This is a genomic window from Pectobacterium atrosepticum (assembly GCA_019056595.1).
GTDB lineage: Bacteria > Pseudomonadota > Gammaproteobacteria > Enterobacterales > Enterobacteriaceae > Pectobacterium > Pectobacterium atrosepticum.
Genome location: CP036163.1, coordinates 4,875,739 through 4,889,575, shown reverse-complemented (window position 1 = coordinate 4,889,575; position 13,837 = coordinate 4,875,739). Strand labels below are relative to the sequence as shown.

9 protein-coding genes are annotated in these 13,837 nt (G+C 50.3%); 4 read left to right on the top strand and 5 right to left on the bottom strand.

The features are described from left to right. Window positions 1–149 precede the first annotated feature (149 nt). Window positions 150–1,661, top strand: a complete 1,512-nt coding sequence (locus DCX48_22725; GenBank protein QXE17075.1) for a sugar ABC transporter ATP-binding protein — start codon at window positions 150–152, stop codon at window positions 1,659–1,661. Continuing rightward, on the top strand, window positions 1,658–2,653 hold the full coding sequence (locus DCX48_22720; protein ID QXE17074.1) for an ABC transporter permease: 996 nt from the start codon (window positions 1,658–1,660) through the stop codon (window positions 2,651–2,653). The genes DCX48_22725 and DCX48_22720 overlap by 4 nt, the downstream gene beginning before the upstream one ends. A 553-nt stretch (window positions 2,654–3,206) precedes the next feature. Here DCX48_22720 and DCX48_22715 read toward each other — a convergent pair. The 4 genes from DCX48_22715 to DCX48_22700 all read right to left on the bottom strand — a co-directional run bounded on the left by DCX48_22715 (window position 3,207) and on the right by DCX48_22700 (window position 9,610). Further along, the gene (locus tag DCX48_22715) at window positions 3,207–4,196 is read right to left on the bottom strand and encodes a 2-hydroxyacid dehydrogenase (protein ID QXE17073.1); all 990 of its coding nucleotides are present in this window, start codon (window positions 4,194–4,196) and stop codon (window positions 3,207–3,209) included. Window positions 4,197–4,668: 472 nt separating this feature from the next. After that, window positions 4,669–6,786, bottom strand: coding sequence for a TonB-dependent receptor (locus DCX48_22710; GenBank protein QXE17072.1), 2,118 nt, complete (start codon window positions 6,784–6,786; stop codon window positions 4,669–4,671). Window positions 6,787–7,126: 340 nt separating this feature from the next. Further along, window positions 7,127–8,602: an amino acid permease gene (locus DCX48_22705; GenBank protein ID QXE17071.1), complete on the bottom strand. Its 1,476-nt coding sequence runs from the start codon at window positions 8,600–8,602 to the stop codon at window positions 7,127–7,129. Window positions 8,603–8,737: 135 nt separating this feature from the next. After that, complete coding sequence (locus DCX48_22700; GenBank protein ID QXE17070.1) at window positions 8,738–9,610, bottom strand: LysR family transcriptional regulator; 873 nt, start codon at window positions 9,608–9,610, stop codon at window positions 8,738–8,740. Between the two features lie 118 nt (window positions 9,611–9,728). On the opposite strand from DCX48_22700, the gene DCX48_22695 reads away from it, so the two are divergent. Then, entirely contained in the window at window positions 9,729–10,802 is a 1,074-nt protein-coding gene (locus DCX48_22695; GenBank protein QXE17069.1) for a YeiH family putative sulfate export transporter, read from the top strand. Between the two features lie 203 nt (window positions 10,803–11,005). Further along, window positions 11,006–11,851, top strand: a complete 846-nt coding sequence (locus DCX48_22690) for a deoxyribonuclease IV (protein QXE17068.1) — start codon at window positions 11,006–11,008, stop codon at window positions 11,849–11,851. 281 nt (window positions 11,852–12,132) lie between these two features. On the opposite strand, the gene fruA is transcribed toward DCX48_22690, so the two are convergent. Beyond that, window positions 12,133–13,824, bottom strand: a complete 1,692-nt coding sequence (gene fruA / locus DCX48_22685) for a PTS fructose transporter subunit IIBC (GenBank protein QXE17067.1) — start codon at window positions 13,822–13,824, stop codon at window positions 12,133–12,135. Window positions 13,825–13,837 lie beyond the last annotated feature (13 nt).

Below are 13,837 nucleotides of genomic sequence, written 5' to 3'. Positions count from 1 at the left end.
CAGATTAAGAACTTTTTTATTTAATTTATGCCTTTTCGTTCATAGCCAGCGACTCTCAAACACGTGAAGCTGTATTAAATTCTCTGGGATATATGCTACCTTTCTTTTCCGTTATTTCATGACCTTAACCGCCAAGAGCGTTGCCGACCATGACCTCTACCTCCCAAAGCCGACTGGAGATGCGCAACATTTCCATCTCCTTTTCTGGTTTCCACGCCCTCAAGCAGGTTAACTTCACATTGGAAGGTGGTTCGATTCATGCCCTGACCGGCGCAAACGGTGCGGGAAAATCCACGCTGATGACGATCCTATCGGGCGCTTACGATCACTATCAGGGCGATATTCTGATTAATGGTAAGCTGGTCGATATCCATTCGCCGCGTGATGCCAAGCGGTACGGCATTCATCTGGTGCAGCAGGAAGTCGATGTCGCGTTGGTTCCCACGCTGTCCGTGGCGGAAAACATTATGCTGGATACGCTGGCACAGGACGGGCATCTACTGAATTGGCCGCAGATATACAGTCAGGCGCAGGCGCTGCTTGACCAACTTGGCGTTCCCCTCAATGTTCGCCAACGTCTGGATACCTGCTCGCTGGCCGAAAAACAGCAAATTCTACTCGCCCGTGCGTTATCCCACGAGTGTCGCTTCCTGATTTTAGATGAACCCACCGCCCCGCTGGATCAGGCTGAAAGTGCGCGTCTCTTTCAGGTGGTTCGTCGCTTACAGGCCGATGGCATCGGGATCGTATTCATTTCCCATCGTATTCATGAACTGAGCGAAATCTGCGATACCTTGACCGTTCTGCGTGACGGCGAGTTTGTTAGCAGTGGCGTGATGCAGGGGCTGAGCGGCGAAGAGATTGTAGAGAGAATGCTGGGGCATCGGCTTGACGATATCTTCCCACCGCGCCGTACCACACCTTCAGAAGAGCCGCTGCTTCAGGTCATCGGTTTGCACGACGAGACGCTGCTGCACAATATTTCGCTCACGCTGCACAAAGGGGAAATTCTGGGCATTGCCGGGCTGGCCGGTGCGGGTAAAACCGAGTTGTGTAAAGCACTATTCGGCGCAGAACCCTGCCAGATAGCGCAAGGTAAATATCGCGGCAAACCCTGGCAACCTCATTCGCCTCATCAATCCGTCGAGCAAGGTCTGGCACTGGTTCCTGAAGAGCGGCGCAAGGAAGGCATTTTTATTGATGAATCCGTCACCATGAATCTCAGCATCACGGCCACAGACAGCTTTTCCCTCTGGGGAATATTCAATCGTGGCAAGGCATTGCGCTGGGCGAAACAGATTGTTGAGCGGCTTGCGGTTCGCACCACCGGCCCAGCGCAAAAGCTCGCACGCCTGTCGGGTGGGAATCAACAAAAAGTCGCCATTGGCAAGTGGCTACGCAGTGAAGCACAGGTTCTGATTTTTGATGAACCCACCAAAGGCGTCGATATCAAGGCCAAGCAGGACTTGTTCACGCTGATTGACGGCCTCGCACGACAGGGTAAAGGCATTATTTATGCGTCGGGCGAGTTTTCCGAACTTGTCGGTCTCTGCGATCGCATCTGCGTGCTATGGGATGGCCGGATTGTCGCAGAGCTAAACGCCGCTGAGATTGACGAAGAAACCCTACTTTTATATTCAACTGGAGGAACTCCCACGTGAGTCACCCACTTTCATCTAACGGGGCGATCCCCTTCCGTCACCACGTTTTCGAGTTTCTCTATAAGTGGGGCATGCTGATCACGGTCGTCGCACTGATTGCACTTTTTGGACTCGCGTCGGAAAATTTTCTCGACCCGTATAACATCATCAATATTTTGCGTTCTATCGCCATCGTCACGGTGATTGCGATTGGCGTCTCCATTTCACTGTCCGTTGGCGGGTTTGACCTTTCCGTGGGATCAACGGCATCGTTGGCCAACGCTCTGGTTATCTCCCTCTTTGTCTGGCATGGGTTCGGCACCACTGGCGCGATTGTTTTGACGCTCCTGCTGTGTACGCTGGTCGGGCTATTCAACGCTTTTCTCATCGTTGTGCTGAAGATTCCCGATATGCTGGCGACGCTCGCCAGTCTGTTCGTCATTCAGGGCGTGGCGATGACGTACAGCTATGGCGGTTCCATCACGCAGAACATGGTGTTGCCCAGTGGTGAAATGGCAGAAGGTGTCATTCCTGAGTTCTTTGCCACGCTAGGTCAGGTGCCGGTGATTGTTGTCATTATGCTGGCGGTGACGGTACTGGTGCAGTTGTATCTGTCCCTTACCAAGCACGGTCGCCGGATGTATGCCATCGGCGGCAACCCAGAAGCCGCTCGACTGGCGGGCATTCGCACAGCGCGTTATCGGGTACAGGCGTATGTATTCTCTTCCTTACTCGCAGCGCTGGGCGGCATCCTACTCGCATCACGCATCGGTTCTTCACAGGTCAATGCTGGGGGCGGCTATTTAATGGATGCTGTTGCTGCGGCATATATCGGTTTCTCACTGGCGGGATCCGGTAAGCCGAATGCGCTGGGTACACTGCTCGGTGCCGTCATTCTTGGCGTCTTGCAGAATGGTCTTGTGATGCTCTCCGTGCCTTATTACGCCATGGATATCATCAAAGGTCTGGTTCTCGCGCTCGCGTTGGCAATGACGTATATCCAGAAACGCTGAGACTTCTCGCTTCCGCCCCATTCATCCGAATTCGGGGCGGATTCGCCATTCAGCCCGCTAATACCGTCCCTCACTAAACGAATACCCATCGTTTAAGCACCGAGATACACGGGGAAACAGGCTGGTTGCCGCAGACAAAAGTCACCACATACATGACATTATTTACTTACGTTATTATTTATAGGTGAGCATTTACTATAAAAATAAAATTAACATAAGAATAATCACAAAGGATAGATCGCTACATTAATACAGGCGCATCGCTATTCCCATCTTCACTGGATATAAAAAGTTAAGCAGACAATAGATTACGAAAGATTCGCCCCGCTAAAACGTTCAATTTTAGTAATGAATTAAAATTGATGAATATCATATTTTAGCTGCCGGGAAATATTCCCTCATACCCGGCTAAATCAAATTACCTCTATACCCTAAATAATTCGAGTTGCGTGAAGGCGGCAACCGAGCGAGCCCCCAGGAGCTTACACAAGTAAGTGACTGGGGTGAGTAAGGGCAGACAACGCACAAGCAGCTTGAAGTATGACGGGTATATTTATCTATGTCCGTTCTGCTGAACATACTCATCAATATTTTCAATCGTCTTTTCCATCAACAATTGCAGCGATGAGGCGGACGTCCAGGAGATATGCGGAGTAATCAGAAGATTAGGTAGGGTTTTCGCCGCAACCATCAACGGATTGTCTTTTTCCGGCGGCTCCTGCGTCAGACAGTCTAGCGCTGCGCCAGCAATGCCACGCTGGAGCAATACCGCTGCCAACGCGCGCTCGTCAATTAACCCGCCTCTGGCGGTGTTAATAATAAACGCGGTTGGCTTACACAACGCGAGCGTCTCTGAATTAATCAGATGCTGCGTACTCGCATTTAGCGGGCAGTTGAGTGAAATCACATCAGCCAGCCGCAGAACCTCCTCAAACGGCAGATACCCAGCACGACACAGTGATACCCCTCTGTGCTCGGCAAAAATCACCTTCATCCCCAGCGCCAGAGCAAGACGTGCAACTTCCCGTCCAATCGTCCCTGCACCGATGATGCCAAGCGTAGAGCCTGCGATATCCTTGACCGGATGATCAAAGTAAGAAAATTGCGACTGGCTGGCCCAGCGATCGCTCAATTGATCGCGGTACCATGCCATAATGCTGTGCTTCAGCGCGAACATCATGGCAATAACGTGCTCGGACACGGCTTGCGTCGAGTAGCCCGGTACGTTTTTGACCGTGATCCCCAGTTCTTTAGCAGCCGCAAGATCGATATTGTCGGTTCCTGTTGCTGTCACAGCAATCAGCTTCAGCGCAGGCAACGCGGCTAAGGTCTCGCGCGTTAATAGCGTTTTATTTGTGATGATAACGTGGGTGTCTTTTGCTCGGGCGATAACTTGATCGGGTGAGGTATGGCTATATTCAATCCATTCATGGCGGCATTGTGGACGCCTAAAACTCGTCTTTTTCAGGAAAATGGTTTCAGGCAGTGAGCCTTTATCCAAAAAGGTAATTTTTAACATCATCGCGCCCTGGTTGCTATTCATACATCGATCTCCGATTGCAGATATCAAGGGTTCCGCAGTCGGCAATCACGACAGGTATTCTCATACAAAAATAATGAATTAAATTCTCTGTATGACACAAGACAACGAACGTATTAATAACGTTACACTTCCTGCCTCATCGGAAATCCATCACTCCCTAACGTGAAGCGTAGTCAGCATTAAAGCAATTAACAATACCTAATATAATGAATTTCATTCATCGACATTGTTATCGTCGATATTCAGAAATATCACAAAAAAATAAGTGCTGATGATATTCACTCATTGTTCTCATGATGCTGGCAAAGGGAGGGAATAATAAGGGTGATAGCAAAACCTGGTCGTTAATCAGCAAGAATAAATGCGCGAGAAAAACCTCAGAAATGATGCAGTGTCTTTAGAGGGGGAAGGAAGCGGAGTGAGAATCATTATACCCCGGAACGAGCTTGACTCATTCCGGGGCGCTGTTTCATCAGAAGTTGACGTTTACCGATACCCAGTAATTACGACCTGGTACTACGGAACCTGTAGTGACCTGACTTGATGTAAAGTAATCACCCGCTGTTGTCGTACCCGTTCCGACCGGGAGGACATAGGTCTTGGTGAAATCTTTGTCCAACAGGTTATTAACCGATCCGTTCAATGTTACATCTTTGGATATCTTATACGATCCGCCGAGGTTCACGACGGTGAATGATTTGAAATCCGAGCCAAGATTGTCATGAACAACCTTGTTTGCATCACTGAGTTGGTCATAATTTTCCGTGAAACGAGCCGTTTTGCCTCGATATTCCGCTTTAAGCCAGGTACTCAACTGCTCGTTCACACTCCAGTTTAAACGCGCATTGGCCATGTGCTTAGGCGTATTGGTCAAACGGGCACCGGGATTTTCTCCGCCTTTCTGCTCGCTGTCAGTAAAGGTGTAATTCACGTTCAGCGTCCAGTTGTCTGACCATAGAGGGATAGTCGATCCCAACTCCAGACCTTGCGTGTTCGCTTTACCAATATTGCGATAGCTAGACGTTACCGTATCAATTTCGTAACTATCGATCTTATTACGGAAGCGGTTATGGAAAAGCGTAGCGTTAGTAGAGAAACCACTAAAATGCTCATAGTATGCCCCCAGTTCCGTATTCACGCTTTCTTCCGGCTTCAGGTTAGGGTTACCAATCGTATTGATCGTACCCTGCCCCGTTACGCCACTTATGCCGTTATGTAACCGAGCCAACGATGGCGTCTTGTAGCCTGTGCTCACCCCACCTTTAATCGTTAATTCATCCAACGCATTCCACACGAGATAAGCACGTGGGCTAACATGGCCACCGAACGCTTCATGATGCTCATAACGAGCGCCTGTGGTTAACGCTAGCGAATCAACAATGCGCCATTCATCTTCAGCAAAGAGCGACCACGAATTCTGTTCGAATTTCTCACCCGTATTCGCCAGAACAATTCCATCTTTCATGACGGCATTCCAGTACTGCCCACCCAGCGTCACTAAATGACTGTCACCTAGTGGGCTAACCAGTTTCGTATCAAGAATGTAGTTGGTATTTTTTAGCTCGCGCTTTTGCCCTGAGGCTGTTGACCCTGCCGGCACCGTAGAACGAGGAATCAACCGTCCCTTGTTCTCTGTCTGGTTGAAGGACAAGCTCGAATTCCATGTACCAAAATCGAGCTGATTATCGCTACCCAGCGTAACCTTGCGACGCTCATAACGCAGTGTATCTTCATAACCGCCGCCCCGAGCCGCAGTACCAGCTCCCAGCGCACCGAGTTGTTCTTCCTTGTTATCATATTTCTGGTTGGAGACTTCACCATCCAGCCACAGGGTATTACGACTATCCAGCAGCCAGGATAACTTACCACCCAAAAGGTAATTGTCAGACTTAACTGGATTCGGACCACGCATACTGAGCTCCTGTCCGGTTGAGGACGAACTAACTTCTGATGCATCGCGGCGTAAGATGTTGCCGCGCAGGGCGAGCCCCAGTTTGTCTTCGATCAACGCACCGCTGGAATAAATCGAGAACTTGGACGCGTCACCATAGTCTCTGTCCTCCTGAAAAGTATGATCCAGAGTGATATTTCCGACCCACTCTTTCGACGCTTTTTTGGTGATGATATTTACCACGCCACCCATCGCATCAGAACCATATAACGTTGACATCGGCCCGCGGATAACTTCAATACGCTCTATCGCCGCCAACGGTGGAATAAAGCCGGTGTTCATTGTACCAAACCCATTCGGCGTGACATCTGATGAGCCGTTCTGGCGAATACCATCAACCAGAATCAGCGTATAGTCACTTGGCATACCGCGAATGCTGATGTCTAGGCCACCTGTTTTACCCGTTGAGCTTCGTACATCAACTCCTTCTACGTCACTGAGTGCTTCACCAAGATCGTTATATTTACGTTTAGTCAGTTCATCATGACCAACAACCGAAATACTCGCGGCCGCTTCGGTGATTTTTTGTTCATAACCCGAAGCCGTCACAACCATCGTATCGTCCTGTGCGGCGATAACGGGTGTCGTTGCCATTGTAACCAGCGCCAATGCCACCGATTTTCTTATATTTATTGCCATGCGTCTGTGTCCTCAGAACGGATGATTTACATTGAGTTTTTTTGTTCAACACATTGTAATGAGCAAATAATAATTGTAAATGAAAATTAAAATCATTTGCATGCGCAATAAGGAATGAAATTGATGTGGAATTTATTCATAAAAAACAAATAATTAAATTAAAAAAACAATTATTAAATCGAGTTAATGTAAAATAACCCGGTAAATCAAGGTGAATAAATTTGATATAAATCAACACATCAATATAAGAGGAAGTATGAAGGACAGTGCGAAAACGAAAAAAAATCAATAAAAAAGGCGACCCCCATCAGGGAATCGCCCGTTAACGGTATGCTAGCGATTAGTCTTTATGATCCGGGAACGTCATATCCTGATACTTGATGAAGCCCGTTCCACGATACAGCTTATAGCCGAACCAAATCAGCAGGAACAACGGAATGCCGATGTAGGTTGCCGTGACGCCATACCAGTCGATGTTGTCTTGCAGAAACGCCTGATAATTCTGCCCCAATGTGATGATCAGGCAGAGCACAAAGGCGAAGATCGGCCCTAACGGGAAGAAACGCGACTGATAAGGCAGACGGTTCAGATCGTGGCCTTGCATAACATAGCCGCGACGGAAACGGTAATGGCTGATCGCGATCCCTAGCCAAGCAATAAAGCCGGTCATTCCCGAGGTATTCAACAACCACAGATAAACCGTTTGGTTACCATACAGAGAAGACAGGAAACACAGCGCAGCCACCACGGTTGTTGCATACAGCGCATTACGTGGCACACCCCCTTTTGACAGCTTAGCGAAAATACGCGGCGCTTTACCTTCCGATGCCAGCGTAAACAGCATACGTGTAGAGGCGTACATCCCGGAGTTACCCGCCGACAACACCGCCGTCAAGATGACCGCATTCATGACCGCAGCGGCAGACAACAGACCCGCATTCTCAAACACCAGCGTGAACGGACTCACCGTAATGTCTTTCACATCATTACGCAGCAGGTTCGGATCGGTATACGGAATGATTAAGCTGATAATCAGAATCGCGAAGATGTAAAACAGCAGGATACGCCAGAAAACCTGACGGATGGCACGCGGAATGTTTTTGCTCGGTTCCTGGGACTCCCCAGCAGCCACACCGATCAGTTCCGTTCCCTGGAAAGAAAAACCCACGATCATCGCCACGCCGATCATGGCGGAGAAGCCACCAGCAAACGGTGCATCGCCAATCTCCCAGTTGTGGAATCCAGCATTTTCCGCACCGCTCATGATGCCCGTAATCATCATCACACCCACAGCAATGAAAATAATGACCGTCGTCACTTTAATCAGTGAGAACCAATACTCGGCTTCGCCAAACCCTTTCACGGAAATGTAATTAAGTAGGAACATCAGCGCCAGAAACAAAGCGCTCCAGATCCAGCCGGAGACTTCAGGGAACCAATATCCCATCACCAGTTGCGCAGCGACCAGATCGACCGCAATGGTCACCGCCCAGTTGTACCAATAGTTCCAGCCCAATGCGAAGCCGAAACCTTCCTCAACATAGCGAGATCCGTAGGTAGAAAATGAACCAGAAACTGGCATGAATGCCGCCAGTTCGCCTAGGCTCGTCATCAGGAAGTAAACCATCAGCCCAATCAGGGCATAAGACAGGAGTGCACCACCGGGACCCGCTTGTGAAACCGTCGCACCAGAAGCGACAAATAACCCGGTACCAATCGATCCGCCAATGGCGATCATCGTTAAATGCCGCGCTTTCAGTTCACGGCGCAGGGTCGGTGCGCCCTGTGTAGTTTGTTGAATATCGTGCTGAGCCATTGTTATCCTGCGTGCTCGTGCTAAAAATCGAGGCGGGATTGTAGCAAATAGCGTTGTACTGGATAGTTAAGATCGTCGAGTTATAAGAGAGCTTAATAACTCACGCCCGATTATTAGCAGCAGAAAATATTTTCACTATGGCATTTCACAGCAATAACTCAGGAAACGCTGTAACACATTTGAAAGATGTTTCTGTCGGTGGTGTACCAAATACAGCGTCCGCGTGAGTTTAGGCAACGGCACCTTCAATTCCACCAACGAGCCTGACGCCAGCTGTTCAGCAATCACATGCCGTGACAGGCAACTGATACCAATTCCATGGCGAACCGCATGTTTAATTGCCTCCGAATTACCTAATTCCATCACCAGATGGAAATGTGACAGGTGCGTCAACAACAGATGATCCAGCACTTCACGCGTGCCTGAACCGCGCTCACGCAGGATCCAGTGGGCATCCGCCAGCGCCGCTAATGATACCGTCCCCCGGCTGAGCGGATACTCGGGAGAACAAAATACCACCAGTTCATCTTCCAGCCAGGGCTGCGTAATTAAATGAGGGTGATGGCAAGGGCCTTCGATCAAGCCCAAATCGACACTAAATTCAGACACGCGGGTGATCACATCTTGCGTATTGCCGACATGCAGTTCCAGCGGAATTTCAGGGTAGTCATGGCGATAGCGGGCAATCATCGCAGGCAATAGATAGTTGCCAATAGTACTGCTGGCATAAATACGCAGTGCTCCATTATCACGCCGGAAGAGCTGCTCAATTTCTATCGACTGTTCAAGCAATGCCAGCGCCTTGGGGTACAGCAGGCGGCCATGCTCATTAACAACCAGACGTTTACCCACGCGGTCGAAAAGTTGAACACCCAGCTGCCCTTCTAAATCCGCCAGAGCAGCGCTGACTGCCGATTGAGAAAGTGAAAGCACAACGGAGGCCTGTGTCGTTGAACCACTTTTCAGGACTTCGGCAAAGACTTCCAGTTGACGTAACGTGATATGCATAGTGCGCTCTTTATCTGAAATACTTATAGGTTATAAATATATAATCAATTTCTCTTTTAATCTCATGGATTATAAGCTGGCTTCTCAATTCGGTACGGTCAGAATAGGCACCAAACCCATGGCTCTTCCTGCGACATTACAAGCGATAGCACCACCCAATGGAGCAAAAGCGCGATTACCTGGCCTGTTGTTAGTAAGTTTAATAACTTTTTCACTTCTCTGGCTGGCAAATATTCCGAAAATCGCCCACTGGGGACCCGGCTCACTGACATTAGCGATCCTAACTGGGATCGTGCTGGGGAATAGCGTTTATCCGCGAATTCATCCTCTGTGCGATCCCGGTGTGCAGTGGGCCAAGCAGCACTTACTCCGCTGGGGCATCATACTTTATGGTTTTCGTCTCAGCTTTCAGCAAGTTGCTGCCGTCGGCTTTACGGGTATCGCCGTCGATCTTACCGTCGTCACGCTAACATTTTTGCTCGCCTGTTGGATTGGCAAGCGCTGGCTGAAGCTCGACAATGAGACGGTGATTCTCATCGGTGCTGGCAGCAGCATCTGCGGTGCGGCGGCGATAATGGCAACAGCCCCCGTTGTTAAAGCCGCTGGCAATACTATTGCCGTCGCGGTTTCCACCGTGGTGATCTTCGGTACGACAGCCATGTTTTTGTATCCGTGGCTCTATCAACTCAATCTCGAACATCAGTGGATTGAAGCTACACCGCAGATCGTCGGCCTGTATTTTGGTTCAACAATACATGAAGTCGCTCAGGCCGTTGCCGCTGGGCATGCCGTTGATGGCGCGACGGAAAACATCGCCGTTATCAGCAAAATGCTGCGCGTGATGATGCTGGCACCTTTCCTTCTCATACTCGGGTTCTTCCTGAAAAAAAACACGCAAAAACGTGATGCAGAAGACGCTGTTCCACTGATGTTCCCGTGGTTTGCCTTGGGATTCATTGCCGTGGCCGCCTTCAATTCTTTCCCGCTACTTTCTCCGACACTCGTCACCCAGTTAGTTCAACTTGATAATGTACTACTGACGATGGCGATGGTGGCGTTAGGCCTGACTACCCAATTCAGCGCCATCCGTCAGGCAGGAGCAAAACCGCTACTGCTGGCACTTATTCTGTTTATCTGGCTGGTGATCGGTGGTGCGGGAATCAACCTGTTCTTCGAACACTTATTCAGCTAACGATAAATTATTTACCCATTAACGTCTGATTAACCCATACCCTAAATAATTCGGGTTGCAGGCAGGCGGCAAGTGAGCGAATCCCGATGAGCTTACTCAAGTAAGTGATTCGGGTGAGTAAGCGCAGCCAACGCACATGCAACTTGAAGTATGACGGGTATGCATGACGATGCCATAATGTCTTCGTTATAGAGGAGACCAACATGAAATACATCGGAGCGCACGTTAGCGCAGCAGGCGGTGTCGATCAGGCCGTGATTCGCGCGCATGAGATAAAGGCGACCGCTTTCGCCTTATTTACCAAGAACCAGCGCCAATGGCAGGCTGCCGCACTCAGTGCAGAGGTCATTGACCGTTTTAAAGCCGCGTGTGAACAGTACGCCTATACGTCGGCACAGATTCTGCCCCACGACAGCTATTTGATTAATTTGGGTCACCCAGACGAGGAAGCGCTGGAGAAATCACGCATCGCGTTTATTGACGAAATGTCCCGCTGCCAACAGCTTGGGCTGAGCCTGATGAACTTTCATCCCGGTAGCCATCTGAAGCAGATCGAGGTAGCGGACTGTCTGGCACGTATTGCCGAGTCCATCAACATCGCGCTGGCGGAAACGGACGGTGTCACCGCCGTAATTGAAAATACCGCCGGACAAGGCAGTAATCTGGGTTTCCGTTTTGAACATCTGGCGGCCATCATCGATGGCGTGGAAGATAAAAGCCGTGTCGGCGTCTGTATCGATACCTGCCACGCCTTCGCTGGCGGGTACGATCTGCGAACAGAAGCGGATTGCGAAGCGACCTTTGCTGAGTTCGATCGCATTGTTGGGTTCCGCTATCTACGCGGAATGCATTTGAATGATGCGAAAAGCGCGTTCGGCAGCCGAGTTGACCGACACCACAGTCTCGGAGAAGGTAATATTGGCAAAACCGCTTTCAGCTACATCATGAAAGACACCCGTTTTGACGGTATTCCGATGATTCTGGAAACAGTCAATCCCGACATCTGGGCCGACGAAATCGCCTGGCTCAAGTCTGAAGCCCAGTACTGATTATACTCTAAATAATTCAAGTTTCAGGAAGGCGGCAAGAGAGGGAATCCCGATGAGCTTACTCAAGTAAGTGATTCGGGTGAATGAACGTAGCCAACGCACATGCAACTTGAAGTATGACGAGTATATACATAAAAAAAGCGCCAATTGGTGAATACCAACTGGCGCTATCTCATCCACATCCTTGTGTTATGGCAGTACGCTTTCTTCACTTTGCAGGTGTGACGGTTAACTTTCCCCGCTATCATCCTGCATCGTGAAATTTATAACGATAATCAGGCTTATGCCGCTTTCGCCAGTTGCTCATCAGAGCGTTTCAGCAGTGCATACAGCACACCAGCTACCGCCGTTCCCGCAATGATCGCTAACAGATAGCCAATGACCGGGGTAATCGCACCAGGAATCAACAGTACGAACAGACCACCGTGTGGTGCCATTAACTTAGCACCCACCGCCATAGACAGTGCACCGGTCAGTGCACCACCAATGATACAGCAAGGCAGAACGCGCATTGGATCACGCGCGGCGTAAGGAATCGCCCCTTCGGAAATAAAGCACAGGCCCAGCACAAACGCTGCTTTGCCGCCTTCACGTTCGGTCGGGTTAAATTTCTTGCTTGCCAGCACGGTTGCCAGACCCATCGCCAACGGTGGCACCATACCCGCAGCCATGACAGCTGCCATCGGCGCGTAAATCTGGCTACTGAGTAAGGTGGTACCGAAAACGTAGGCCACTTTGTTAACCGGGCCGCCCATATCCGTACACATCATCGCACCCAGAATCGCCCCCAGAATCACCGCATTCGCCGTGCCCATAGATTGCAGCCAGCCAGTCAGGCCAGTCAGGATTTTCGCCACCGGGGTACCGACGACGTAAATCATGATAAGACCGGTGATCAAGGTAGCGAACAGCGGAATGATCAGGATCGGTTTTAGCGCAGTCAAACTTTGCGGCAGAGTCAATTTATTGTTGATTGCTCTGGCAATGTAACCCGCAAGGAAACCGGCAATGATACCGCCGAGGAAGCCCGCACCTGTACTCACCGCCAACATCCCGCCAACCAGACCCGGCGTTAAACCCGGACGATCCGCAATGGAGAAAGCGATATAGCCTGCCAACACCGGCACCATCAGCGCAAAGGCAGAACCGCCGCCGATCTTCATCAGCGCTGCTGCCAGCGTACCTTCCTGTTTAAAGGCTTCAATACCAAAGACAAACGACAGTGCGATACACAGGCCGCCCGCCACCACCATAGGCAGCATGTAAGACACGCCGGTCAGCAGGTGACGATACGGGCCTGCTCCGCCTTTCTGACCAGACTCGCTCGCGCTTGACGCGCCAGCTTGCCCGGATGACTGATACACTTTAGCCTCAGCCTGCGCTTTATCTAATTCTTGCGCCGTCTTTTTCAGTGCCAGACCCGTCGACGTGCGATACATCTTCTTACCGGCAAACTTCGCCAGATCGACTTCAATATCCGCAGCGACGATCACCAGATCGGCCTGTTCCACTTCTTCTGGGGTAATCGTATTACCTGCGCCAACGGATCCGCGTGTTTCAACCTTAACCCACCAGCCGCGTTTTTTTGCTTCGCTTTCAATCGCTTCTGCCGCCATAAACGTATGCGCGACGCCAGTCGGGCACGCCGTTATCGCAACAATACGCTTGGCTGCAACGGGTGGCTGAACGGAAGCTGACGCGACGGCCTGATACGCCGTTGCTTCAGCCTGCGCTTTCGCCCAAAAGGCTTCCGGCTGCGAAACAGCCAGTTCGATATCACCGACATAAACCTGCTTGCCATTCAGTGCGCTGTCCGCCGCAGCGGATGCACCCAGAACGATCGCCAGTTCAGCATCGTTAGCGTGTTCTGTAAACGTCACCCCTGCTTTCGCAGCGGCAGCGCCGAGTAGGTTCTTCACTAGTTGGCTTCTCGCCAGGCCCAGTGATTTATCCAAAATCAGCAGCGTTTTCATTGTTTGTCTCCTG